The organism is Arthrobacter sp. LAR12-1-1.1 (assembly GCF_040676555.1).
Taxonomy (GTDB): Bacteria; Actinomycetota; Actinomycetes; order Actinomycetales; family Micrococcaceae; genus Arthrobacter.
On record NZ_JBEGIG010000003.1, the window covers coordinates 62,201 to 85,716 of the forward strand.

General features: G+C 67.8%; 23 protein-coding genes and 2 tRNA genes. 13 read left to right on the plus strand and 12 right to left on the minus strand.

Annotated elements, in window-relative coordinates:
* Positions 1 to 58: 58 nt before the first annotated feature.
* From MRBLAR12_RS04885 to MRBLAR12_RS04895, 3 genes are all read right to left on the minus strand, one after another.
* Positions 59 to 997 (minus strand): Fpg/Nei family DNA glycosylase, encoded by a 939-nt coding sequence (locus tag MRBLAR12_RS04885; RefSeq protein WP_364743973.1) that lies wholly within the window; start codon positions 995 to 997, stop codon positions 59 to 61.
* Positions 997 to 1,488 carry a ribose-5-phosphate isomerase gene (locus tag MRBLAR12_RS04890; RefSeq protein ID WP_364743976.1) on the minus strand — a complete coding sequence of 164 codons (492 nt, stop codon included), beginning with the start codon at positions 1,486 to 1,488 and terminating at the stop codon, positions 997 to 999. Before MRBLAR12_RS04890 ends, MRBLAR12_RS04885 begins: the two co-directional genes overlap by 1 nt.
* Positions 1,489 to 1,638: 150 nt before the next feature.
* Entirely contained in the window at positions 1,639 to 2,640 is a 1,002-nt protein-coding gene (locus tag MRBLAR12_RS04895) for a hypothetical protein (protein ID WP_229993385.1), read from the minus strand.
* Between the two features lie 805 nt (positions 2,641 to 3,445).
* On the opposite strand from MRBLAR12_RS04895, the gene pepN reads away from it, so the two are divergent.
* Positions 3,446 to 6,001: an aminopeptidase N gene (gene pepN / locus MRBLAR12_RS04900; protein ID WP_229993386.1), complete on the plus strand. Its 2,556-nt coding sequence runs from the start codon at positions 3,446 to 3,448 to the stop codon at positions 5,999 to 6,001.
* A gap of 85 nt (positions 6,002 to 6,086) precedes the next feature.
* Complete coding sequence (locus MRBLAR12_RS04905) at positions 6,087 to 6,572, plus strand: OsmC family protein (RefSeq protein ID WP_364743979.1); 486 nt, start codon at positions 6,087 to 6,089, stop codon at positions 6,570 to 6,572.
* 18 nt (positions 6,573 to 6,590) lie between these two features.
* Here the strand turns inward: MRBLAR12_RS04905 and MRBLAR12_RS04910 are convergent, their stop codons facing one another.
* Positions 6,591 to 7,604 (minus strand): NAD-dependent epimerase/dehydratase family protein, encoded by a 1,014-nt coding sequence (locus MRBLAR12_RS04910; protein WP_364743982.1) that lies wholly within the window; start codon positions 7,602 to 7,604, stop codon positions 6,591 to 6,593.
* 136 nt (positions 7,605 to 7,740) lie between these two features.
* Between MRBLAR12_RS04910 and MRBLAR12_RS04915 the strand changes: the two genes are divergently transcribed.
* Both MRBLAR12_RS04915 and MRBLAR12_RS04920 read left to right on the plus strand, forming a co-directional pair.
* Positions 7,741 to 8,400, plus strand: coding sequence for a mechanosensitive ion channel family protein (locus MRBLAR12_RS04915; RefSeq protein WP_229993389.1), 660 nt, complete (start codon positions 7,741 to 7,743; stop codon positions 8,398 to 8,400).
* A 4-nt stretch (positions 8,401 to 8,404) separates the two neighbouring features.
* Positions 8,405 to 8,863 (plus strand): globin, encoded by a 459-nt coding sequence (locus MRBLAR12_RS04920; RefSeq protein WP_223979482.1) that lies wholly within the window; start codon positions 8,405 to 8,407, stop codon positions 8,861 to 8,863.
* A gap of 22 nt (positions 8,864 to 8,885) precedes the next feature.
* On the opposite strand, the gene MRBLAR12_RS04925 is transcribed toward MRBLAR12_RS04920, so the two are convergent.
* Positions 8,886 to 9,545 carry a hypothetical protein gene (locus tag MRBLAR12_RS04925; RefSeq protein ID WP_229993390.1) on the minus strand — a complete coding sequence of 220 codons (660 nt, stop codon included), beginning with the start codon at positions 9,543 to 9,545 and terminating at the stop codon, positions 8,886 to 8,888.
* Between the two features lie 96 nt (positions 9,546 to 9,641).
* Here MRBLAR12_RS04925 and MRBLAR12_RS04930 point away from each other — a divergent pair, with 96 nt between their 5' ends.
* Positions 9,642 to 10,622, plus strand: coding sequence for an acyl-CoA thioesterase (locus MRBLAR12_RS04930; protein WP_229993391.1), 981 nt, complete (start codon positions 9,642 to 9,644; stop codon positions 10,620 to 10,622).
* A 97-nt stretch (positions 10,623 to 10,719) separates the two neighbouring features.
* Here the strand turns inward: MRBLAR12_RS04930 and ettA are convergent, their stop codons facing one another.
* Both ettA and MRBLAR12_RS04940 read right to left on the minus strand, forming a co-directional pair.
* Entirely contained in the window at positions 10,720 to 12,402 is a 1,683-nt protein-coding gene (gene ettA / locus MRBLAR12_RS04935) for an energy-dependent translational throttle protein EttA (protein ID WP_229993392.1), read from the minus strand.
* 461 nt (positions 12,403 to 12,863) lie between these two features.
* Positions 12,864 to 13,442 (minus strand): single-stranded DNA-binding protein, encoded by a 579-nt coding sequence (locus MRBLAR12_RS04940; RefSeq protein WP_229993393.1) that lies wholly within the window; start codon positions 13,440 to 13,442, stop codon positions 12,864 to 12,866.
* Between the two features lie 245 nt (positions 13,443 to 13,687).
* Between MRBLAR12_RS04940 and MRBLAR12_RS04945 the strand changes: the two genes are divergently transcribed.
* Positions 13,688 to 13,760: transfer RNA gene (locus MRBLAR12_RS04945), tRNA-Arg, on the plus strand.
* A gap of 64 nt (positions 13,761 to 13,824) precedes the next feature.
* Here MRBLAR12_RS04945 and MRBLAR12_RS04950 read toward each other — a convergent pair.
* Positions 13,825 to 14,841, minus strand: a complete 1,017-nt coding sequence (locus MRBLAR12_RS04950; RefSeq protein WP_229993394.1) for a magnesium and cobalt transport protein CorA — start codon at positions 14,839 to 14,841, stop codon at positions 13,825 to 13,827.
* A gap of 193 nt (positions 14,842 to 15,034) precedes the next feature.
* Here MRBLAR12_RS04950 and MRBLAR12_RS04955 point away from each other — a divergent pair, with 193 nt between their 5' ends.
* Together MRBLAR12_RS04955 and MRBLAR12_RS04960 are read left to right on the plus strand one after the other, a co-directional pair.
* Positions 15,035 to 15,487: a LapA family protein gene (locus tag MRBLAR12_RS04955; RefSeq protein ID WP_364743989.1), complete on the plus strand. Its 453-nt coding sequence runs from the start codon at positions 15,035 to 15,037 to the stop codon at positions 15,485 to 15,487.
* Between the two features lie 25 nt (positions 15,488 to 15,512).
* Positions 15,513 to 16,157, plus strand: a complete 645-nt coding sequence (locus MRBLAR12_RS04960; protein ID WP_229994495.1) for a GNAT family N-acetyltransferase — start codon at positions 15,513 to 15,515, stop codon at positions 16,155 to 16,157.
* Positions 16,158 to 16,177: 20 nt separating this feature from the next.
* Here the strand turns inward: MRBLAR12_RS04960 and map are convergent, their stop codons facing one another.
* A complete protein-coding gene (gene map, locus MRBLAR12_RS04965; protein ID WP_229994494.1) occupies positions 16,178 to 16,945 on the minus strand; it encodes a type I methionyl aminopeptidase in 768 nt (255 codons plus the stop codon).
* A 77-nt stretch (positions 16,946 to 17,022) separates the two neighbouring features.
* Between map and MRBLAR12_RS04970 the strand changes: the two genes are divergently transcribed.
* Positions 17,023 to 17,706, plus strand: a complete 684-nt coding sequence (locus MRBLAR12_RS04970) for a DNA alkylation repair protein (RefSeq protein ID WP_229994493.1) — start codon at positions 17,023 to 17,025, stop codon at positions 17,704 to 17,706.
* On the opposite strand, the gene mptB is transcribed toward MRBLAR12_RS04970, so the two are convergent.
* A complete protein-coding gene (mptB, locus tag MRBLAR12_RS04975) occupies positions 17,703 to 19,328 on the minus strand; it encodes a polyprenol phosphomannose-dependent alpha 1,6 mannosyltransferase MptB (protein ID WP_229994492.1) in 1,626 nt (541 codons plus the stop codon). The two genes, MRBLAR12_RS04970 and mptB, sit on opposite strands and share 4 nt — an antisense overlap.
* 169 nt (positions 19,329 to 19,497) lie before the next feature.
* Here mptB and orn point away from each other — a divergent pair, with 169 nt between their 5' ends.
* From orn to def, 4 genes are all read left to right on the plus strand, one after another.
* Complete coding sequence (gene orn, locus MRBLAR12_RS04980; protein ID WP_290369376.1) at positions 19,498 to 20,130, plus strand: oligoribonuclease; 633 nt, start codon at positions 19,498 to 19,500, stop codon at positions 20,128 to 20,130.
* A 190-nt stretch (positions 20,131 to 20,320) separates the two neighbouring features.
* Positions 20,321 to 20,393: transfer RNA gene (locus MRBLAR12_RS04985), tRNA-His, on the plus strand.
* 136 nt (positions 20,394 to 20,529) lie between these two features.
* A complete protein-coding gene (locus MRBLAR12_RS04990) occupies positions 20,530 to 21,684 on the plus strand; it encodes an acyl-CoA dehydrogenase family protein (RefSeq protein ID WP_229994491.1) in 1,155 nt (384 codons plus the stop codon).
* 39 nt (positions 21,685 to 21,723) lie between these two features.
* The gene (def, locus tag MRBLAR12_RS04995) at positions 21,724 to 22,296 is read left to right on the plus strand and encodes a peptide deformylase (RefSeq protein ID WP_364743995.1); all 573 of its coding nucleotides are present in this window, start codon (positions 21,724 to 21,726) and stop codon (positions 22,294 to 22,296) included.
* A 33-nt stretch (positions 22,297 to 22,329) separates the two neighbouring features.
* On the opposite strand, the gene MRBLAR12_RS05000 is transcribed toward def, so the two are convergent.
* Both MRBLAR12_RS05000 and MRBLAR12_RS05005 read right to left on the minus strand, forming a co-directional pair.
* The gene (locus tag MRBLAR12_RS05000; RefSeq protein WP_229994489.1) at positions 22,330 to 23,040 is read right to left on the minus strand and encodes an alpha/beta fold hydrolase; all 711 of its coding nucleotides are present in this window, start codon (positions 23,038 to 23,040) and stop codon (positions 22,330 to 22,332) included.
* A gap of 9 nt (positions 23,041 to 23,049) precedes the next feature.
* On the minus strand, positions 23,050 to 23,508 hold the full coding sequence (locus MRBLAR12_RS05005; RefSeq protein ID WP_364743999.1) for a DUF1579 family protein: 459 nt from the start codon (positions 23,506 to 23,508) through the stop codon (positions 23,050 to 23,052).
* Positions 23,509 to 23,516: the final 8 nt, after the last annotated feature.

A 23,516-nucleotide genomic window follows, 5' to 3' on the forward strand; every position in this document is an offset into this window, starting at 1 on the left:
TCATGCCTCTGTCATGCGTCTTTCATGCCTGCTTCATGCCTGCGGCGTTTATGCCTGCTCAGGCCTGCTGGCACTGCGGACACCAGTACAGCTTCCGCGCACCCAACTCCGTGAGCGCCACGGGCGTGCCGCAGTCACGGCAGTCCAGCCCGTGCCGGCGGTAGACGAAGTGTGCCTCATCCGGTTCCGGCAGCACGCGACGGGACGCGCCGGCACCGGCGCCATTCCAGTAGCGCGGCGGCGTCGTGATGATCCGTCCGTCCCGGACGCCGTCGGACATCATGGCCACGGTGTCGTCCCAGAGCCGGCGGGCCGCGTCCACTGACAGTTCAGCCCCGGGCAGCCAGGGGTTGAGGCGCTGCCGGAACAGCAGTTCGGCCCGGTAGACGTTCCCGATGCCGGCAATCACCTTTTGGTCCATGAGCAGGCCCGCCAGCGGTGTGCGTTTGCCCGCCACCGTGGCGATGAAGGCGTCCCGGTCCCCTGACCGGTTGCGCAGCGGGTCCGGGCCGAGCCGCGCCAGCACGGCCGCCGCCTCCGGTTCCGTGATTGCCTCGCACGTGGTTGCGCCGCGGAGATCGGCCCAGCCGTGCCTGCTCACCAGCCGGACGCGGACGGCGCCCACCGGCGCGGGCGGCCCTGCGTATGCAGACGAGGCGGCGACGACGTCGGCCGGCTCAGCCGCGCTGTCGTCGTCGTAGACCTCCCGCTCCCCCACCTTCCGGGGCGCGCCGATGCTGGACGCGCCGCGGAAGCTGGCGTCGCCGCCAAAATTCCAGGCGCCATAGAGGCCGAGGTGGACATGCAGGTCCAGCCCGTGCTCGAACTCGAGGAAGAGGTGCTTGCCGTGCGCGGTCGCGGCTGTCATGACGTGGCCGTCCAGCAGTGCGGCGCCGGGCGCGAACCGGCCCTGCGGGCTCGAGACTGTCAGCCTCTCGCCTGCGAAAACGTCACCGAACTGGCGGGCCAGCCGGTGGACGGAATGCCCTTCCGGCACTAGTCGATGACCTCGCCGGTGCGCTCGTACGTGGCGATCTTGCCGATCCGGCGGACGTGGCGCTCGTCGTTGCTGAACGGCTCCGTCAGGAAGGCCTCGATGATTTCCGTGGCCTCTTGGACGCTGTGCTGGCGGCCGCCGACGGCGACGACGTTGGCGTCGTTGTGTTCGCGGGCAAGCTGCGCCGTGGAGAGGTTCCACGCCAGCGCGGCACGCACGCCCTTGACCTTGTTGGCGGCAATCTGTTCGCCGTTGCCAGAGCCGCCGAGGACGATGCCCAGGGCGTGGGTTCCGGCTTCCTGGTCCGCGACGACCGCGAGGGCGGCGTTGATGCAGAACGACGGGTAGTCATCCAGGGCGTCGTAGACCTTGGGTCCGTGGTCCAGCACCTCGTAGCCCTTGGCACTGAGGTGGCTGACGAGGTGGGCGCTGAGCTCCATGCCGGCGTGGTCGGTGGCGATGTGCACGCGGGGGAAGTCAGAAATGGTCACGGCTGTTCCGTTCGGTTGCGGCGCCGGGCGGCGGCCGGGTGCGGTTGGGGTCTGGTCCAAGCGTACTAGGCCGAGCCTTCCGGAGCGGTGCTCTAGCTGGCCGGATGCCTCACGGGGCTCTCGTGTTACACGGCTGTTTACACGGACGAGTTACACCGCGGGTGTCCCGCCGTTCCGCCGGGCCCTGTCCGCCACCCGGGAAAGCGTTTGGGCCATGTTGTCCGCCGCGGTGGCGCTTCCGCCGCTAACCGCCAGCCGCCGCCCGTCCGAGCGGTCGATGACCACGGCGGGGCCGCTGCTGACCAGCATCGCCGTGGTGTTGCCGTGGATCCGGTATCCCCACCCGCCATAGTCCGCCGCCGTGACGTCCCGGGGCGTGGCGGCGTCGATGGCCGCGGCCGGAACTTCCATGACCCGGACGAAGCCTGCCGCGAAGACGTGCAGGCCGCCGCGGTCAACCCGGATCCGGGCCACCAGGAACGCCGCGGCCACCAGGGCCGCGGCGACCAGGAGGGCAGCAAGCCACGGCACGGCAATGGTGAGGAGGGCGGCGGGCAGAAGCGTCGCGATGCCGAGCATGACGAAGATCGAGCTGCGGGCGTGGACCCAGAGGCTGACCCGGTCCCTGGCCAGTTCCGGATCCTGTTCACGCTCGAGGGCCTGGCGGACGGCGAGGTCGTCATCGACAGACCAGCGTTCGTCGGCCTTGAACACGAAACCCATGACGACGCCCAGGGCGAGGGCCGCGCCGCTGCCGAGGGCCAGAACGGAGGCGTCCACATGGGATCCCCGCGCATCGGGCAATCCCAGCTGGCCCACGAGCACGGCTGCCAGGACGGTGGTGACGAAGAGGCTCATGGCCAGGCCGGCGCCCATCATGATGCGGCGCATCATCACGGGGCGGGACAGCGGAACGGCCTGCAGCAGCACGGCCCAGCCGATCACCACGATCAGCGCGGCACCTGCTCCCGTGACGGCGGTGAACGGCGCGAAGTCGGCGGCACCGGCACCAGTCCAGCGGACGGCCAGCGGTTCGGGCAAATCCGGGCGCACCAGAAGCGCGCACACCACGAATCCGGCCGCCAGCATCAGGGGGAAACCGATGGCAAAGCGCAGCGCCCTGGCATCGACTGAGTAACGGATCTTTCCCATACCCCAACGCTACCCCCGCCGCACCTTGAGGGATCTGGGGACGTGCGCGCAGGTCAGGAGGTCGACGGGAGGGAAACGTGGGATCAGGCACGTTGTACAGGACCCGCCCACGAGCAAGAAGAGATCGCGATTCAGTACGACGGCGGGCATCACGCCAGTCCGGCCCAGCGTCGCAGCGACATCTTCCGGGATGAGAACGCCAGGGATGCCGGGTGGCGCGTCGTCGTATTGACCCAATGGCATTTGACCCCGTTCGCCCCTGGGATGGAGCCGGCCGCGGTTACCCGGGTGCGCGCGGCGCTGACGGAGCGCGGCTGGACTCCCGGCCCTGGTTCAAGTCCGGGGCCGAAGCCGGGGCGACGCCAACGTGCCCGCCCTACAGAGCACTCACTTGACACGAATGGCCGCTAAGCACGGTGGCATAGCGGCCATCTGCGGCGAATCGATGGAGAGAGTGCCGGCGGAGCTCCGGGAAGCACTTGGATCGAAGTTCAAGCGCACACGGGCAAACCACACACCCCGGTTCCGAAGGTCCGTGCCCGGGTCCGAAGCCGGGGCAACCTCAACGTGCCCGCCACGCCGCGCCGCCCCACCGCACTCATCTGACACGAATGGCCGCCAAGGGCATCGGCTTAGCGGCCATTCGTGGCAAATCGTGGACTCGGTGCAGGGGCGTTGGCGCCGGACATTGTGATCGGGCTAACTTGCCATAGGCCGCTGACGTGAAAGAATAATTTCACAGTATCGCCGGCGGCTGCGGCCGGCCGGCAGTATCCATCTTCTTCTGGAGGCCCCTTTGCCCGGTATGAACCTGACCCGCGCCGAAGCCCGCGAGCGCGCCGCCCTGATCGACGTCGACTCCTACGAGGTCAGCCTTGACCTGACGCGTGGCGAGAAAGTCTTCGGGTCCACCACGGCCGTGAAGTTCAGGGCCAAGCCTGGGTCTTCGACCTTCATCGACGCCGTGACCCACGCCGTGCACAGCGTGAGCCTCAACGGCCGCGAACTGGACCCGGGCGAGGTCTCCGACGGCGTCCGGATCCAGCTCCCGGACCTGGCGACCGAGAACCACCTGCTCGTGGTCGCCGACGCGCCCTACATGAACACCGGCGAAGGCCTGCACCGCTTCGTGGATCCGGTGGACAACGAGGTCTACCTGTACACGCAGTTCGAGGTCCCGGACTCGCGGCGCATGTTCGCCGTCTTCGAACAGCCCGACCTCAAGGCCAGCTTCACCTTCACCGTCACCGCCCCCTCGCACTGGGACCTCGTGTCCAACTCCCCCACACCGGTGCCGGTGGAGACCATCCCGGGCGCGGACGGGGGCGCCCGCTCCGTCTGGGAGTTCACCCCCACTCCGCGGCTCTCCTCCTATGTCACCGCGCTCATTGCCGGGCCGTACCAGTCGGTGCGCAGCGAAGTCACGTCGGCGGAAGGCCGGGTCACTCCGCTGGGCATCTTCGCCCGCAAGTCGCTCATGCAGTACCTCGATGCCGAGAACATCTTCGAGCTCACCCGGCAGGGTTTCGAGTTCTTCGAGGCCCAGTTCGGCTGCCCGTACCCGTTCGAGAAGTACGACCAGCTCTTCGTGCCGGAGTTCAACGCCGGCGCCATGGAAAACGCCGGGGCCGTCACCATTCTTGAAGGCTACGTCTTCCGCGGCAAGGTCACCGATGCCCAGGTGGAACGCCGCGCCATCACCGTGCTGCACGAGCTCGCGCACATGTGGTTCGGTGACCTCGTGACGATGCGCTGGTGGAACGACCTCTGGCTCAACGAGTCCTTCGCCGAATACATGTCCCACCTGGCCGCCGTGGAGAACACCGAGTTCGACCACGCCTGGACCACCTTCGCGTCCGTGGAGAAGTCCTGGGCGTACCGGCAGGACCAGCTGCCCACCACGCACCCGATCTTTGCCGAGATCAACGATCTCCAGGACGTTGAGGTGAACTTCGACGGCATCACCTACGCCAAGGGCGCCTCGGTGCTGCGCCAGCTCGTCGCCTGGGTGGGCCCGGAGGAATTCATGTCCGGGGTGCGCGAGTACTTCAGCAAGCACGCCTGGCAGAACACCGAGCTCAGCGACCTCATGGCCGAACTCGAGAAGGCCAGCGGCCGTGACCTCGAAAGGTGGGGCCAGCTCTGGCTGGAAACCGCCGGCGTCAACACCCTGACACCGGAGATCTCGGCGGACGCGGACGGCACCATCGGCTCCTTCGCCATCGTGCAGTCGGCGATCGAGAGCGAACCGACGCTGCGGCCGCACCGCCTCGCCGTCGGCTTCTACAACCTCAACGGCGCCGGCAGGCTGGAGCGGGTGCACCGCGAGGAGCTCGACGTCGACGGCGAGCGCACCGAAGTTCCGGCCCTGGCCGGCCTGGCCCAGCCGGACCTGATCCTGCTCAACGACGACGACCTCGCCTATGCCAAGGTCCGCCTGGATCCGAAGTCCCTCGCCACCGCAACGGCGCACCTGAAGGACTTCAGCCAGAGCCTCCCGCGCACCCTCGTGTGGGGCTCGGCCTGGGACGCGGCGCGCGACGGCGAATCCCCGGCCCGCGGGTACGTGGACCTGATCCTGGCCAACATTGCCGAGGAATCCGATTCCTCCGTGATCATGGTCCAGCTCCGCCAGCTTGCCACCACGCTGACCTTCTACGTGGCCGAGGAGCACCAGGCGGCCACTGCCGTAGCCGCGGCCGACAAGCTCTGGGAGCTCGCCTCGGCGGTGCCTGCCGGCTCGGACGCACAGCTGCAGTTCGTGAAGTCCTACGCCCTGCTGGCCCGCAGCGCCGGGCAGCTGGACACGGTGTCCGGGCTGCTGGACGGCTCGCTCACCCTCGACGGGCTGAGCGTGGACCAGGACCTGCGGTGGGAGCTGCTGGCGTCCCTCGTGGCAGGCAGCCGCGCCGGGCAGGAGCGGATCGACGAGGAACTGGCGCACGACAACACCTCCAACGGCCAGAACGCGGCGGCCCTGGCCAAGGCCGCCATCCCCACTCCGGAGGCCAAGGCCGAAGCCTGGGAATCGATTGTGGTCAAGGGCGATCTGTCCAACGCCCTGCAGGGCTCCGCGGTGACCGGTTTTACCCGGGTCCTGGACACGTCCCTGCTGGAGCCGTACGCCGAGAAGTACTTCGAGGCCGTCCCGGGCATCGTGGCCAACCGCACCCACGCGCTGGCCTCGCAGATCGTCGTCGGTCTCTACCCGGCCCAGCTGACCACGCAGGCCACCGTGGACCGCACGGATGAGTTCCTGGCCTCGCTGCCGGAGGACAGCTCGGCGCTGCGCCGGATGATGCTGGAGAACCGCGACGGCGTGGCCCGCTCCCTGCGGGCCCGCCAGGCTGACGTCGGCTAGGACGCCAACAGCCTGCCCCGACGATCCTGGAACCCCGGTGCCGCCCCCGCGCGGCGCCGGGGTTCCGTCGTTCTAGACTGGCCGCATGAGCCTTGACGAACACCGCTACGCGCTGACTGTCCGCTGGACTGGGAACCTCGGGTCCGGGACGTCCACATACCGCGGTTACTCACGCGACCACGACGTCGAGATCCCCGGGGTGCCGGTGTTGCGCGGCTCCGCCGATCCGACCTTTCACGGGGACCGGCAGCGTTACAACCCCGAACAGCTGCTCCTGGCCGCGCTCTCGCAGTGCCACATGCTCTCCTTCCTGCACGTGGCCGTGAAGCACGGCGTGGTGGTGACAGCTTATGAGGACCGGGCCGAGGGCCTGATGCGGACCAACCGGGACGGCAGCGGGCAGTTCGAATCCGTCACGCTGAAGCCCACGGTGACGGTGGCTGGACCGGCGGCCCCGGATGTTCTGGAGGAGCTTCACGTCGAGGCCAACAAACTCTGCTTCATTGCCCGCAGCGTCAACTTCCCGGTGTTGCACGAGCCCACGGCTGTGGTGGAGGGCCAGACAGACTGAACAGGTCAGCCGGCACCGTCAGCCGGGCCCGGCTGAGGCCTCTGCCTTGTACTCGGACACGATCCGGCGTTCCGTCTCCGGGCTCATCCCGGCCTTGCGTTCGCGGCCGAGTCCGCGGCGGCGTTCATCCGCCAAGGTGTCCCGCAGCGTGTCCATCCAGGGCCGGATGGACAGCCCGGCTGCCCGGGCAGCGTCATTGCTGCGGGTCTCGAAGCCATCATGGCCGGGCGGCAGCCACAGCGGCAGCGAGTCCGGACCGGCCCAGTAGTTCGCGCCGTGGGACGCCAGCCAGTCCTCGGGAGCCACAACGGCCTCGGAGTCGGCGTCGGCGAGCTGACGCGACTCCTCAAGGTAGGCGGCAAAGGGGACCGGTTCGCCGACGGCGTTCAGTGCCCCGGTGATCCCGTTTTCGGCGGCGGTGAGGATCCAGGCCGCGAGGTCGCGGACGTCGATGATCTGGGTCGCGTCGGTGGGGATGTCCGGGACCAGGACGGGATAGTTGTCCCGGGCGAAACGGGCCGGCCAGTACCCGTAACGGTCGGAGCCGTCCCCGGGTCCGCCGATCAGGCCGGCACGGCAGAGGTGCGCCTTGTCCCCTGCCAGTTGGCGGGTCCATTGCTCGATCGCGGACTTGGCCTCGCCGTAGTTATCCATGCTCAGTTCCGTCCCCGGCGCCAGCGGCGGAAGCACCTGGGCATCTTCGGCGGCGCCGGCCACCGAATGGTCCGCATAGACAGAGCAGCTGGAGATGAAGGTCCAGTGCCGGGCCGAGCCGGCCAGCGCCTCGAGCGCCTCCCGCGCCTGGCCAGGATCCCGCGAAACGTCGACGACGGCGTCCCACCCGCCGCTGCCGGCGGCCCCCACGTAGGCGGCCTCCCCCTGGGAGCGGTCCGCGCGCAGCCAGGTAGCGCCGTCGGGCGGCGCAGCGACGGTACCGCGGGCCAGGCAGGTGACGTCGTGGCCCGCGGCCAGGGCCTGCCGGGCTATTTCTGCTGACAGGAAGACCGTTCCGCCGAGTACCAGGATGCGCATGGAGCCACGCTACGGCGCTAATGTTGAAGTAGACCAGAGTGTTATGCGCCCGGCGAACGCCGGCCGCCTATCCGGACGCCCAGCCCCGCTGCCGGCCGGCAGCAGGGACGCAGCAACAAGGAGTTTTCCCCCGCCGATGATCAGCCTTACCACCATCGAACCAATCACCGCCCAAGACATCGCGGCCGTCAACCTGCCGGGTGCCCTGATCAGCCTGGGGATCGGCGTCGCCGTGTGGCTAGTGGCATCCTTCGTGATCTCCGTCATCACCAAGCGCGTCGCCTCGGGCAGCACGCTCTTCAAGAAGCCGCACTTCCGCTGGGTGGCTCCGGCCTTCCGCGCCCTGGACCATGAGCGCCGGGTCCAGCGGGCACAGACAATCGGCGCACTGCTCAGCAGCGTGGTCGGCGTCCTGGTGGCCGTCCTCACCATCGTGTATGTGCTCAAGAACCTGAACGTGGACATTGCCCCGATCCTGACCAGCGTCGGCATCCTCGGTGTGGCCATCGGCTTCGGCGCCCAGCAGCTGATCCGCGACTTCCTCGCCGGCATCTTCATCACGATCGAGGACCAGTACGGCATTGGCGACATCATCGAGACCTCCGAGGTGGTGGGCACTGTCGAGGCCATGAACCTGCGGATCACCCGGGTCCGGTCCGACGACGGCACCATCTGGTACTTGCGCAACGGCGAAATCCTGCGCGTGGGCAACCGCTCCCAAGGCACCTACATTCCGCCGGAGACACCGCCGGCGGACGAGGCCGACAGCGCACCCCAGCAGAAGGCCGGAGAATAGAGAAATGACGATTCCCAGCGCCGGCGAACCCAGCCAGCCCAGGCAGCTGCTGCAAAACGATCCATTCAGCCAGCCCGGCTACACAGACAACTTCTATGATGCCGTGGGCGGCCACGAGACTTTTGTGAAGCTCATCGACGTCTTCTACGACGGCGTCGCGACCGATCCGCTGCTGCGCGCCATGTACCCGGAAGAGGACCTCGGCCCGGCCAAGCGGCGTTTCCTGATGTTCCTGGAACAGTACTGGGGCGGGCCCACCACCTACGGCGAGGAGCGCGGGCACCCGCGGCTGCGGATGCGCCACATGCCGTTCCGGGTGACGCCGGAGGCCAAGGAACGGTGGCTGTTCCACATGCGCGCCGCGGTGGATGCCCTGGAGCTGCCGCCGTTGTACGAGGGAACGCTCTGGGACTACATGGAGCGGGCAGCCCTTTCCATGGTGAACAGCCCGTCGGAGGCCTGAGCGGAGGATGCCGGGAAGCTTCCTAGAGCCCGGTGCCGGTCCGGACCAGCACGTGGCCGCGGGTGCCGCTGAGCCGGAACCAGCGCCCGGCCCGGTAGAGCCGTTGTTCGCCGTCGGCCAGGAAGCCCAGGGTGAGGGCGGCGAACGCGGCGCCGGCCGGCAGCCCGGCGGCGTCGGGCAGTTCCCGGCCCCAGACCGTTGCCCGGGCGTTATTGACGATCAGCGCGCCCGGCTTGTCCGGGATGATCGCGGCGATCTCCCTGATGCCGGCCTCGGCGGCGGCCCGCAGGACGGTGTCCTGGACGGTGCCGAGCGGTTCCCAGCCGGCCCGCGGCGCCCCTATCCCGGCCCACGACTCGCTGACGGTCACCGGCGGGACGGGGAGTTCGACGTCGTGCTCCCCCGCCCGTGCCAAACGGTCCAGCACGGCGGACAGCGGCACGGTGACGTCAGTGTCCGCCGGCTGCGCCAGCGCCATGGTCCGCAGGCCCAGGATGGTGGGGGTGGATTCGCCCAGGAGCCGGGGCCGCAGGACGCAGACGTAGGCGGCCAGGACTGGGCCCGCGGCCTGGAGCCGGATGGCGCCGTCGTCAATGGACTTGGCGCGCGTGGCGAAGGTGCGCAGGTCGTCGAGGTCGCGGGGATCGGAGAACTGCAGGGGCTGGTTTAGGACATCAGACACACTACCGACTCTACCGGCTGCGCCTCTCGGGAGCCGCGCCGCCTTTTGAGCAGTGTCCCTTTTGAGCAGTGTGACTGTGCCGTCTAGAGTCAGACCATGACTGAAGCCGAAGCCGGACTGCTGGGGCTCCCGACCCAGGACCCCACCTCCTCGCTCATCCAACTCCTCAACCTCGGCGAGCTCGAGGGCGCGCGGACGGACGAGGACATCTTCATGGGCCCCTCCCAGCAGCAGCCCAGGCACCGCGTCTTCGGCGGCCAGGTGCTGGCGCAGTCCCTGATAGCCGGCAGCCGCACCGTCGATCCGGACCGCAGTGTGCACTCCATGCACGGCTACTTCCTCCGGCCAGGAGACGCCAACAAGCCGATCACGTTCGGCGTGCAGCGCCTGCGCGACGGCCGGTCGTTCTCGGCCCGCCGGGTCCACGCCTACCAGGAGGGCATGCCCATCCTGTCGATGATCGCGTCCTTCCAGGCCGAGGACGAGGGGATCGAGCACCAGTCCGAGATGCCCGCCGGGATCCCGGACCCCGAATCGCTGCCCAGCACTGCCGACCTGCTGGGCAAGTTCGATCACCCCGTGGCCCGGCACTGGGCGTACGAGCGGCCGTTCGATATCCGCCACGTCGATCCGGCGTTGTATGTCTCGGCCAAGGGGCCCAAGGACGCACGCAACGCCGTCTGGATGAAGACCTTCGGCCCGATGCCCGACGACGCCGGCGTGCACCGGGCCGCCCTGGCCTACGCGAGCGACTACACCCTGCTGGAGTCCATCCTCCGCAAGCACGGGATGAGCTGGATTACGCCCGGGATGTCCGTGGCAAGCCTGGACCACGCCATGTGGTGGCACCGGCCGGTCAGGGTCGACGAATGGCTCCTGTACGTCCAGGAATCGCCCAGCGCCCAGGGCGCACGGGGCCTCGCCACCGGCAAGATCTTCAGCCGGGACGGCCGGCACGTGGCGACGGTGGCCCAGGAAGGCATGGTCCGCGTCCCGAACGATTTGAAGAACAAGGTCAAGGGCGCCGTCCAGTCCAAGGTGCTGCAGCACCAGATGCGCAAGGCCGAGCGCAGCTAGCCCGCCCGTCCGCTCGCTGGCACTTAGACACCACGGCACACAAAAGCCGGCTCCCCGCGGGGAGCCGGCTTTTTCATGGCGCTGAAGCCGTGTGGGCTTAGTCGCGGGTGAGGCGGCGGTGCGTTACGCGGTGCGGCTTGGCCGCGTCCGGGCCCAGTCGCTCGACCTTGTTCTCCTCGTAGGACTCGAAGTTGCCCTCGAACCAGTACCACTTGGAGGGGTTCTCCTCGTCGCCTTCGTAGGCGAGGATGTGGGTGGCCACCCGGTCCAGGAACCAGCGGTCGTGCGAGACGACGACGGCGCAGCCCGGGAATTCGAGCAGGGCGTTTTCGAGGCTGCTGAGGGTTTCGACGTCGAGGTCGTTAGTCGGTTCGTCGAGCAGCAGCAGGTTGCCACCCTGCTTGAGGGTCAGCGCAAGGTTGAGGCGGTTGCGCTCACCACCGGAAAGCACCCCGGCCTTCTTCTGCTGGTCCGGACCCTTGAAGCCGAAGGCGGCCACGTAGGCGCGGGAGGGCATTTCGACGTGGCCGACCTGGATGTAGTCGAGACCGTCGGACACGACTTCCCACAGCGTCTTGTTGGGGTCGATGCCGCCGCGGCTCTGGTCGGCGTAGGAGATCTTGACGGAATCGCCGATCTTCAGTTCGCCGCCGTCGAGCGGTTCCAGGCCCACGATCGTCTTGAAGAGCGTGGACTTGCCGACGCCGTTGGGGCCGATGACGCCAACGATGCCGTTGCGGGGCAGGGTGAAGGACAGTCCGTCGATCAGGGTGCGATCGTCGAAGCCCTTCTGGAGATCCTTGGCCTCCAGCACGAGTCCGCCCAGGCGCGGTCCCGGCGGGATCTGGATCTCTTCGAAGTCGAGCTTGCGGGTGCGGTCCGCCTCCGCAGCCATTTCCTCGTAGCGGGCCAGACGGGCCTTGGACTTGGTCTGGCGTCCCTTGGCGTTGGACCGGACCCATTCGAGTTCTTCGGTCAGGCGCTTGGCCTGCTTGGCGTCCTTCTTGCCCTGGACTTCCAAGCGGGCGCGCTTCTTCTCCAGGTACGTGGAGTAGTTGCCCTCGTACGGGTAGAGGTGGCCGCGGTCCACTTCGGCGATCCACTCGGCCACGTGGTCAAGGAAGTAACGGTCGTGGGTGACGGCCAGGACGGCGCCGGAGTAGCTGGAGAGGTGCTGTTCGAGCCACAGCACGCTCTCGGCGTCGAGGTGGTTGGTGGGCTCGTCGAGCAGCAGCAGGTCCGGCTTCTGCAGCAGGAGCTTGCACAGCGCGACGCGGCGGCGCTCACCACCGGAGAGCAGGGTGACATCGGCATCGGCGGGCGGGCAGCGCAGTGCGTCCATGGCCTGTTCCAGCTGGGAATCGATATCCCAGGCGTCAGCCGCGTCGATCGCTTCCTGCAGCTGTCCCATTTCCTCGAGGAGGGCATCGTAGTCAGCGTCGGGGCTGGCCATTTCCTCGGAGATCTCGTTGAAGCGCAGGATCTTGCCGTAGATTTCACCGACGCCTTCCTGGACGTTGCCCAGAACGGTCTTGTCTTCGTTCAGCGGCGGCTCCTGCAGCAGGATGCCTACCGTATAGCCGGGGCTGAGCCGGGCCTCACCGTTGGAGGGAGTGTCCAGGCCTGCCATGATCTTGAGAATGGTGGACTTACCGGCACCATTCGGGCCGACAACGCCAATCTTGGCCCCCGGGAAGAAGGACATGCTTACGTCATCGAGGATGAGTTTTTCGCCGACAGCCTTACGGGCCTTGGTCATTGTGTAGATAAATTCCGCCATGCCTACAAATCTAGTGGTTCGGCCGGGATAACTCACATTCCGTGAGCCGCGCTGCGCCCCTGGCAGGCCCAGTTGCAGGAGCCATTGCCGTTGTCCTTGCGGTTGCCGTTGCCTCAGTGGCGCCGATTGCACCCGCAACCGTGCCCGGCCGCTGACGGTTCGGTTCAGTCCCGGACGCCGACAAGGCAGCCGCCCCGCTCCAGAGGCCTGGGCTCCGCTGCCCCCGGCCGGCATCGAACAGGCGGACGCTGCGAGCAGGAGCGCCACGGTTGTGGCCGCCGGAACGGCCCGGCCGCGGCGACGGGCGGCGCCGCCCGCGGCGGTAGTACCGGCCGCCAGTACCGCAGCTGCAGAGGCCGCGGCGTGTCCCGCAGCGCTCCTGGCATGTCGCATCCGGCAATTCTGCCACGCGGTGGTGTCTCCGATCCGGTGCCCGGGCATTGCCCGCCGGTGCCCGGGATTCAGGCGGCGGCCCCTTTCAGTTCGCCGGTCTCCTGGTCCACCTCCTCTTCCTCGCCGCTTGCGTCGTTGATGAAGGTCGTGTGGTCATCGGCACCGCCGTCGCCGTCCCCGCCGGTATCCCCGCCCGTATCCCCGGACTGGGTCTGGGGTCCGGCGTCGTCGCCGTCTCCGCCGCCAGGCGCACCAGCGGCACCAGGTCCTGCGGCCGGCTGGTTTCCTGCTGCGGCCGAGCGGGTGAAGTTGGCAGAGCCCCACATGAGGTCGTGGCCGACTGACTCCGCGTCAATCTCGGCGACGTGGTAGACCCTGCCGTCCTTTTCCCAGCTGCGCATCTTCAGCCTGCCAACGATGATGACCCGCTGGCCTTTCTTGATGCTGCAGCCGATGTTGCCGGCCAGTTGCCGGTAGCCCTGGACAGTGAACCAGTTGGTGTTGCCGTCCACCCAGGTGCTGGAGCCGCGGTCGTAGCGGCGCTCGGTGGCGCCGAGCCTGAAGGACGCCGTGGGCACGCCGCCGGGGGTGGTCGAACTTCTGATCTCCGAGGCGACGAAGCCCCGGACCGTAATGTTGTCGCTCATTCTCATGTCCTGTCTCGAGTTGTCGTGCCCTGCCGGGCAGTTCCAGCATCGCGCCGCGGACCGTCACCGGGGAGGGCCCGGTTGTGCCATGTGGAAAACCGGCTGCCGGCCGCGGCGTTGCGGCCTGTGGTGGGGAGTGGTCCGGGCCGCCGGACAGGCGAACGGCCAGCATTGACCCCCACCGGCCGTCCGGCACTGTAAACTTTTTGAGGCGTCCCCCGGCAGCGGCCGGCGGGTGCCACCGTGCCCCAGTAGCTCAGGGGATAGAGCAGCGGCCTTCTAATCCGCCGGTCGGGGGTTCGATTCCCTCCTGGGGCACAAGAGAGCGGCTCTGACCTGCGACAACGCAAGGTCAGAGCCGCTTCCTATTTCAGCCGGATCCTCAAATCCATTTGTTGTGTTTGAACGTCAGGAACAGCGCACCGCCCATGCCGATCATGAGCGCGAGTGCCATCGGATAGCCGAAGATCCAGTCGAGCTCGGGCATGTCGCGGAAGTTCATGCCGTAGATCGACGCGATCAACGTCGGGGCGAACAGGATGGCAGCCCACGACGATATCCGCTTGACCTGCTCATTTTGGGCGAAGCTCGATTCGGTCAGGAGCCGCATTTCGTCGTTCTGCCGCTGGGCGACGAGGGCTGCGTTGACGGCCAGCGCGTTTTGCAGCAGCGCCCGGAAGGCGGACACCCGCTCCCCCAGCCTGATGGCGTGGTCCAGGACGTCGCGGAAATGGTCCTGCAGTTCGGGGTCCGGCACCCCGTCCGGCCCGCTGCCCATAAGAGTCTGCAGGATCCCGGCCAGCGGGGCTGTCGCACGCTGGAAAGTGATGACCTGGCGGGAGAGTTCATAGATCCTGCGCGATACGCCGGGATCGGCGGCGAACAGGTCATCTTCGATTTCATCGATGTCGTTTTCGAGCCCCGCGGCCACCGGCTCGTACTCGTCCACTACCTGGTCCAGAATCGCGTACAGCACCGCGTCCGGACCGAGCGCCAGGAACTCCGGCTCGGATTCCATGCGCCGGCGCACCCGGGCCAGATCGGGAGACTCTGCCCGGCGGACAGTCACCACAAAGTCCGGGCCGGCGAACACATGGATCTCGCCGAACTCGACCTTCTCCACTTCGTCCAGGTACCGGGCGGGCCGCAGCACCAGGAACAATGTCTCGCCGTAGTGTTCCAGCTTGGCCCGCTGGTGGCCGGCGAGCGCGTCCTCCACGGCCAGGTGGCTCAGGTCGAATTCCTCGGCCACCGAGCGCAGCTCCTCAGGTTCCGGCCGGTAGAGCCCGATCCAAGCCATGCCCTGGCGCTGCCGCAGGAGAAAATACGTTTCCTCGAGGCCTTCCGGGTCGGCGGTCCGGTGACCGTCCACATAGACGGCGATGTCGATAATGGTCACGGCCGCGCCTCCTCTTCAAGGCAATCCCTTGGCTGTGACGTTATACCGTGCCCGGGCCGGTGCCAACAGCCCGAACCGCGCGCCCAACCGCCCGGACACCCCGCCGGCCATCAGCACGCTTAGTATTGAGTGGACCGGCAGGGCGCCAGGGAAAGTCTGTGCGCCCTGCCCGCAATCGAAAGGCACGGCCGCCATGACCGAGACACCCCGCAGATTCGACCCCAACAATCCCGACGATGCCCTGACCACCCAGTACCCGGGGACCGCCGACGCCACGTCCGGGTCCGGGACCTCCGAGGTTGATACCTCCCGTGCAGAGGCACCCGTGGCGCCGGCGCCGGCCCCTGCCCCCACCCCTGCCCCGGAAACGCGCCAGGTCACCCGCGCGGGAATGGTCTGGGCCGCGGTTGCCAGTGCGCTGGTGGTGCTGATCGTGCTCATCGCCTTCATCCTGCAGAACCAGGAATATGTGCAGGTGAAGTTCTTTGGCCTCGAGGGGTCGGTTCCGCTCGGCGTTGCCTTGTTCATCGCGGCCGTCGGCGGCGGCGTGCTGGTCGCGATCGCCGGAGCGGCCCGCATCATTCAACTGCGGCTCGCCGCGCATCGTGTCCGCCGACAGGCCGGCCCGGGCACGCGCACGCGCTAAAGCCGCCAGGCGCTACCCTCTATCCATGGGCGAAGCAGACCCCCGGAGCCAGCCAGCCATTACCACCGCCGCGGCGGACTGGCCCGACGTCGAGCGTCTTTTTGGCGTCCGCGGCGAACCGTCACGCTGCTGGTGCCGGTTCTTCGCCGTGACCGGCAGCGAGTGGTCCGCGTCGACGCCGGAGGACCGCAAGAGCCAGTTGAGGGACAAGTTCGACGGCGGCCAGCCGGCGCCCGGTGTCCTGGCCTTCCGCGACGGGCATCCAGTGGGCTGGTGCGCCGTCGAGCCCCGCGGGTGCTATCCAAGGATCCTGCGCTCGAAGGTCCTGACGTCGGCCCCTGACGTGGCCCGGGATCCCGGCGGGAACCCGGTGTGGTCAGTCAGTTGTTTCGTCGTCTCCCCCGGCCAGCGCCGGCGCGGTGTGGCGGGGGCGCTGCTGGCAGCCGCCGTCGAGCACGCCTTCGCGCACGGCGCCACCGTGGTGGAGGGCTATCCGGTTGATCCCGCGCGACGGCCCAAGGCGGGCCCGGCAGACCTCTATCACGGCACCTTGGGGCTTTTCCTGGCGGCCGGTTTCACAGTCGTCAGCGACGCGGTGCCGGGACGCGCCGTCGTGCGCCTGGCCGCACCCCCGACTGGAGCCCGCCGCGGTCCCAGGCCCCAGCCCTAGCCCTAGCCCTAGCCCTAGCCCTAGGGCAGCGTAAGGATCACAGGCCCGTCCGCGGTGATGGCCACGGTGTGCTCGCTGTGCGCGGCGCGGCGACCGTTCGCCGAGCGGAGGGTCCATTCGTCGTCGTCATGGTAATAGTCGTCCTTGCGGCCGAGAATCAGCATCGGCTCGATGGCGATGACCAGGCCCTCGGTCAGTTTGATGCCGCGGCCGGGACGCCCGTCGTTGGGCACGTGCGGCTCGGCGTGCATGGTCCGGCCGATCCCGTGGCCGCCGTGATCGGCAAGCAGCCCGTAGCCGGCCCGCCGCGCTGCCCCGCCGATCGCGTAGGCGAGGTCCCCCATCTTGTTCCCGATCCTTGCCGCTTCGATCCCCCGGGCCAGGGCGGCGTCGGTGGCGTCGATGAGGGCCTGGTCCACCGGGTCCGGGGTCCCCACAATGAAGCTGACGGCGGCATCGCCGCACCAGCCGTCCAGGAACGCGCCGCAGTCCACGCTCAGCAGGTCCCCGTCCTGCAGCCGGTACTCGTTGGGGATGCCGTGCACCACGGCGTCGTTGACGGACGCGCAGATGACCCCGGGAAACGGCACTGACGCCCACCGCGGCCGGTAGTTCAGGAACGCCGGCGTGGCGCCGGCGTCGGCGATGGACGCCGCGGCGACCTCGTCCAGTTCCTTGAGCGAGACGCCGACGGCGGCGGCCTCCCGGACCCGCCCCAGCGTGTTGGCGACCACCCGGCCGGCCTCGCGCATCAGTGCGATCTCTTCAGGACTCTTAATCATGGACATGGGTTTCCTTCCGACGCGGAGCCGCGGCTTGCTGGGTTCAACTCTAGAGCCCGCCGCAGGATGTCTACAGTGGCCTCATGGTCACCACTGAACTGATTGACGCGATCCGCGGCCGGCTGCAGGCGGTGGCCGATCCTGGCCGCGCCGCGGGGGCGCAGGCTTATATGAAATCGCAGATGCCCTCACTGGGCGTGCGCGTTCCCGAGGTCCGCAGGATCGTCCGAGCCGAGGCGGCGGCCCATCCGCCGGGCGGCCTGGCGGAGCTGCAGTCCACCGTGCTCGCGCTGTGGCGGAGCGCCAGCTGCCGTGAGGAACGTTATGCCGCGATCGAGCTCACGGGGCTCAAACTCGCCGCCGGGGAACTGAGCATGCTGGCGCTGTACGAGGAAATCATCCGCACCGGAGCCTGGTGGGACCTGGTGGACGGGGTGGCGCACCGGCTGGGCACGCTGTTGCAGGCGCACCGGGCAGAGCTGACGCCGGTGCTGGGGCGCTGGAGCAGGGACGACGACTTCTGGGTCCGGAGGGCCTCCATTACGGCGCAGCTGGGGGCGAAGGCGGCCACTGACACGGCCCTCCTGGCCGCAGTAATCGAGGCCAACCTCGATGATCCGGAGTTCTTCATCCGCAAGGCCATCGGGTGGGCGCTGCGCCAGTACGCCAGGACGGATCCGGCCTGGGTGCGGGCCTTCGTGCAGCGGCACTGGGACGATCTCAGCCCGCTTTCCCGCAAGGAAGCGCTCAGGAACCTGCCGGCCTAGATGATCGGGCGCGTGGTGACCGGCTCGTCCGACTTGCTGAACAGCAGCTTGGTCTTCGGGTCCAGGAAGATCAGGTACAGGGCAAACAGCAGGGCGATGATCGCGGCGGCGTTGCGGGCCAGCGCCAGGGCCAGGCCGAGGTCCGCGGTCTGCAGGTACGGGAAGACGTCCAGCTGGTCCGAGATCGCGTACACCATGAAGAAGGACACGATGAAGTAGAGCGCCTTGACCTGCCAGTCATCTCGGATGCCGGTGACGGCAAAGAGCGGGATGAGCCAGACGATGTACCAGGACTGGATCATCGGGGACAGGAGCACGACGGCGGCGAACGCCAGGGTGAGCCGGCGCATCAGCCGGTCGTAGTCACCGCGGAAGATCTGCCAGGCCACGATCCCGACGGCGAGCAGCTTGCCGGCGTCGAACACCCACTTGGCCAGTCCCCAGCCGTCGAGCCCGAAGGCGTTGGAGATGGAGGCCACGATCAGGCCCACCAGGCCAACGGGCGCGTACCAGATCCAGATGCTGCCCGGCGCGGACAGCCCGTTGATCCAGCCGAAACCGAAGCCGTTGACCCGGCTCATGAGGTACAGCAGGGCCAGGCTGATGCCGGCCGTGAGGGCCCAGAAGACGAACTTGCGCGGCCAGCTGGCGCCCTTGCCAGCCCAGAGCAGGCCGATGAACGGCAGGAAGACGACCGTGATCGGCTTGACCGAGATGGACAGCGTGACCAGCACGATGCCAAGGATGACCCGGCGGGTGGCGCAGTAATACAGGCCGGCCAGGGCAAGGCCGATCATGAGGGCGTCGTTGTGGACGCTGGCGATGAAGTTGGTGAGGAAGAGCGGGTTGGCTGCCGTCAGCCACAGGGCCCGGTTCGGGTTCACGCCGTGCAGCTCGGCCAGTTTTGGCACGTAGATCACGCAGAGGACGACGCCCACGAGTGCGGCCAGCCGGAACAGCATGATGCTGCCTTCGGGGTGCACATTGGTGGCCCAGACCACGAACTGTTCGATCCACAGGAACAGCTGGCCGTACGGGACGGGGGCCTCGGTCCACATCCTGTCGGCGCCCAGCTGGAAGTAGTTCGACAGCGCAGAGATGCCGTTTTCGTAGGGGTTGAAGCCTTCCACCATGAGCCGGCCCTGGCCGATATACGCGTAGACGTCGCGGCTGAACAGCGGGACGGAGAACATCAGCGGCAGGCCCCAGGCCACCGTCGCCTGGAGCGTGGCTTTGCGGGCGCCGGCTCCCCAGACCCGGACGCGCTGGCCGAGCCGCAGCCAGGCGCGGACCAGCAGCATCCCGCCGAAGGCCAGCAGGACAATGGACAGGGCGACGCCAAGGGCCTCGGTGCGCATCCAGATGAACAGCGGAACACGGCGGAGCTCGGACGCGGGGGCGAGCCAGCCGACACCCATCGAACCGATCGTCATGAACAGCGATCCCAGGAACCCGGCAAGGATTGGGGACCGGGGGTTGTCGACGTCGCCAACGGCACCGTCCCCCAATGGGGTGAGCTCAGCCGGGCCGAGCGCAGACCGGCCGGACGCAGAGGGGCGGGACGTGGACGTGCGGGACGTACCGGCAGCCGTTCCCCCCGCCGCAGGCACAGGCGCCGTCATGTCAGGATCGTCCAATCTGTTGTGGGCCATATTTCCGCCCACAGCTAGCCGCATTGTCCGGCCCGGGGCGCCGCGTTGAAGAAATCGGTTGACGAAATAATTCGACGGCCGCGTATCCGAAATCCTAGCACCGGACGGCTCTGTGGCGTCGGAACGGTAGGCTGGGCGGGTGCCTATTACTAACGAACGCATCGTCTGGATTGACTGCGAAATGACCGGCCTGGACACCAAGAATGACGCCCTCATCGAGGTGGCCGCCCTGGTGACAGATTCGGAGCTCAACATCCTGGGTGACGGCGTCGACGTCGTGATCAAGCCTGACGACGCCGCGCTGGCCCAGATGAACGACTTTGTCCGCGACATGCACACCCGGTCCGGTCTTCTTGAGGAGCTCCCGCACGGCAAGACCATGGCCGAAGCGCAGGCAGCGGTGCTCGACTACATCAAGAAATGGGTGCCGGCCCCCCGGAAGGCCCCGCTCGGCGGCAACTCCGTGGGCACCGACCGCGTGTTCCTGGTCCGCGATATGCCCGAAGTGGTGGAGCACCTGCACTACCGGGTCATCGATGTGAGCACCATCAAGGAACTCTCCCGCCGCTGGTTTGCCCGGGCCTACTTCCAGTCCCCCGCCAAGCTGGGCGGGCACCGGGCCCTCGGCGACATCAAGGACTCGATTGACGAACTCCGGTATTACCGCGAGGCCGTGTTTGTCCCGGCGCCGGGCCCGGACAGTGCCACGGCGCAGCGGATCGCCAAACGCGTCATGGACGGCGAGGCAGCCGCCGCCAATCCGGCGCAGTAGCGGCACACTGACGGAAACCAACCGCCGGCACCGCCGCGAAACGTGGCGCAGGAATGTAATCTGCGCCACGTTTCGCGGAAATTTTGGTGAAAATCGCAAAAGTGGCAAAACCACCCCCAAACAACAGGTAAGCTATTTGTCGTTGCCTTTCCAGCCAGCCGGTTCGCCGGAGGGCGCGATACGGCACATGGTGGGCGTAGCTCAGTTGGCAGAGCGCCTGGTTGTGGTCCAGGAGGTCGCGGGTTCAACCCCCGTCGCTCACCCTCATGAAGGACGGCAGTGATTGTCCGACCTTTTCCAAAGGCCGCACCGGATATCCGGTGCGGCCTTTGTTGTCTGTACCGAGTTTTTGACCGTACGGCGCAGTTGTCCCGGGATCTGTCATTGGAAGGAAACGCAGTGAAGCGCAAGCTCTTTGAAGAAGACCACGAGATGTTCCGTGAGATGGCCGCCGAGTTCAACGTGCGCGCGATTGCCCCGCACTACGCGCAGTGGGACGAGGACCACATGATGTCCCGGGAACTGTGGTCGGCGGCCGGCGAGCAGGGCCTGCTGGGCCTCGCCGTGCCGGAAGAGTTCGGCGGCATGGGGATGTCCGACTACCGGTTCCGGGCAGTGCTCGACGAAGAATTCGCCAAGAGCAACCACCTCGCGGTCGGCCTGGCGTTCCACCTCCACGACGACATGGTCCTCCCCCATCTGCTGGCCTACGGCTCCGATGATCTCAAAGCCCGCTGGCTGCCGGGAATGGTCTCCGGCGACAAGGTCACCTCGGTCGCCTGGACCGAACCGGGGGCCGGCTCCGACCTGCGCGGCATCCGCACCAAGGCCGTCCGCGACGGCGACGACTGGCTCATCAGTGGCCAGAAGACGTTTATCGGCAACGGCATCTCCGGTGACGCCTCCCTGGTCCTGGCCCGCACCGACGGTGGCACCGGACGCGGAAACCACGACTCGTTCTCGCTGTTCATGGTCCAGAAGGGCGAGGGCTACAACACCGGTAAACAGCTGGACAAGATGGGCCTCAAAGCCTCCGACACGGCCGAATTGTTCTTCGACAACGTCCGCGTCCCGCACGCCGATCTGGTGGGCGAGGAAGGCAAGGGCCTGCAGTACGCGGCCGAACAGCTCCCCCAGGGCCGTCTGGCGATCGCCGTGGCCAGCTCCGCCGTCGTGCGCGCCATTTACGAGGCGACCGTCCGCTACACGAAGGACCGCAACGCGTTTGGCGAGCGGGTCATCGATTTCCAGAACAGCCGCTTCGAACTCGCGGACATCCTGACGGAGGTCGAGGTCACCGAAACGTACGTGGACCAGGCCATCCTCGCCTTCAACGCGGGGGAACTCGACGCCGCGTCCGCTGCCCGCGCCAAACTGTGGGCGTCCGAGCGCGCCAAGTCCGTTACGGACCGCTGCCTGCAGCTGCATGGCGGTTACGGCTACATCCTGGAATACCCGGTGGCCCAGGCCTACCTCGCCGCCCGGCTGCTGACGATTTTCGGCGGCACCAACGAAATCATGCGCGACGTCGTCGGCCGCACCATTGCCGGCTGAGACGCCGCGTCTCCAACAGCACCCGAGGAACCCCCTGACATGACCGTCCTGCCCATTACGATCTGGGGCGAGCCCGTGCTGCACCGCCGGGCCGCGGAAGTCGAAGTCTTCGACGACGAGCTCCGCACCCTGATCGCCGACATGTTCGAGACCAACGACGCCGCCAACGGCGTCGGGCTGGCCGCTCCCCAGGTGGGGGTCGGCAGTCGGCTCTTCGTGTACAAGTACGACAACGACGACGGCGCCCCGCCCACCGGCGTCGTGGTCAATCCTGTCCTGACGCTTTCCAAGATTTCCGGCGCGCTGCCGGACCCCGACGAGGAAGAGGAAGGCTGCCTGTCCTTCCCGGGCGGCCAGTATCCGCTCAAGCGGGCAGAGTGGGCCAGGGTCCAGGGCTTCGACGGTGACGGGAAGCCGGTGGAATTCGAGGCAACCGGCTGGTTCGCCCGGGTCATCCAGCACGAGTACGACCACCTCGACGGCAAGCTCTACGTGAACCGGCTGATCGACCGCTATTCGCGCAAGGCCATGAAGCAGGCCAAGCGCAGCGGCTGGGGCGTTCCGGGCCTGACCTGGATGCCGGGCGTGGACCCGGACCCGTTCGGCCACTGACGAATTTCCCGCCGGACTGGGCGACCCGGCCGGCTAGCTCCCCGAAGTGCGGTCGACGGCGGCCAGGAGGGCGGCGCCGAGCTCGGCCGGCTTGGTGAACTGCGGCCAGTGGCCGGTGGGCAGGTCCACGTAGTCGACGTCGCGGATCCGTGCGAGCTCCGCCACGTACGGGTGGCCCCCGGCAATCATTTCCCTCAGCGTCGAGGACGGGAATTCGCAGGCGATGACGGTGGCCGGGACCTCGAAACGGCGTTCGTCCTTGAGCTCCTGCCGGTCCTGGGCCACGCCGCGAGGCTGCGGGATGGCGCGGGCGCGGAACATGGCACGCAGGTCCCCGGTCAAGTCGGAGAGGTCCGCATCCTCGAAGAGCTCCCACGGCGGCAGGGGCACGTCGTCGCCGTCGGCCGGGAGTTCGTCATTGATGAGACCACCGTCGGCGAGCGGTCCGCTGTCCACGTAAATTGCCCGGGCCACCCGGTCCGGGCGGGCATCGACGGCGCCGTGGATGATCGCCCCTCCGCCGGAGTGGCCCACCAAGGCCACGGGCGCGTCGAAGGTATCGATCTTCGCCACGACGGCGTCGATGTGGGTGCGCAGGCCGATCCCGGCGCGCGGCGCATCGGCAGATTCAAGGCCCGGCAGTGTCAGCGGGTAGACCTTATGCCCGGCAGCGGTGAGCGGCGGGGTGACGTCCTCCCACGACGAGGCGTCCAACCAGAATCCGGGTACGAGGATGATGTCCATGCCGGTACCCTACCGTTCGAGTACCAACTCCACCACCTGATAGGGGTCTTCACCTGGGACGACGTTGTGCATGGTGATGCGTGCGCCCTGGCCCTCCCCCGGGTGGATGTGGATCTGCCAGCCCCAGTCCGGGCCGGTCGGCGCCGCGAAGGAGCCGCTGAGCCGCAGGACACCGTCCCCGTCCACGGTCCCCGAGAACTGCATCAGTGCCTTGCCCGTGTGCCAGGAGTCCACCCACACCGCAGTGGCGGGCTCCGCGTCGGACGCTCCGCCGGCCAGGAGCAACAGGCCTTCCTGTGGGCTCTCGCCGTCTGACCACGTGTAGGCGACGCTCGCGAAGTGCGCGGCCGTCACTGTGACAGTGGCGGTGGCCGCCGAGTCCTTGTAGTCGTCCGTGGGCATGATCCGCGAGCGGTTTTGTCCCTGCCAGGCGCCAAGCAGCGGCGTTATGTATCGCACAATGTCCATGCTGCAGT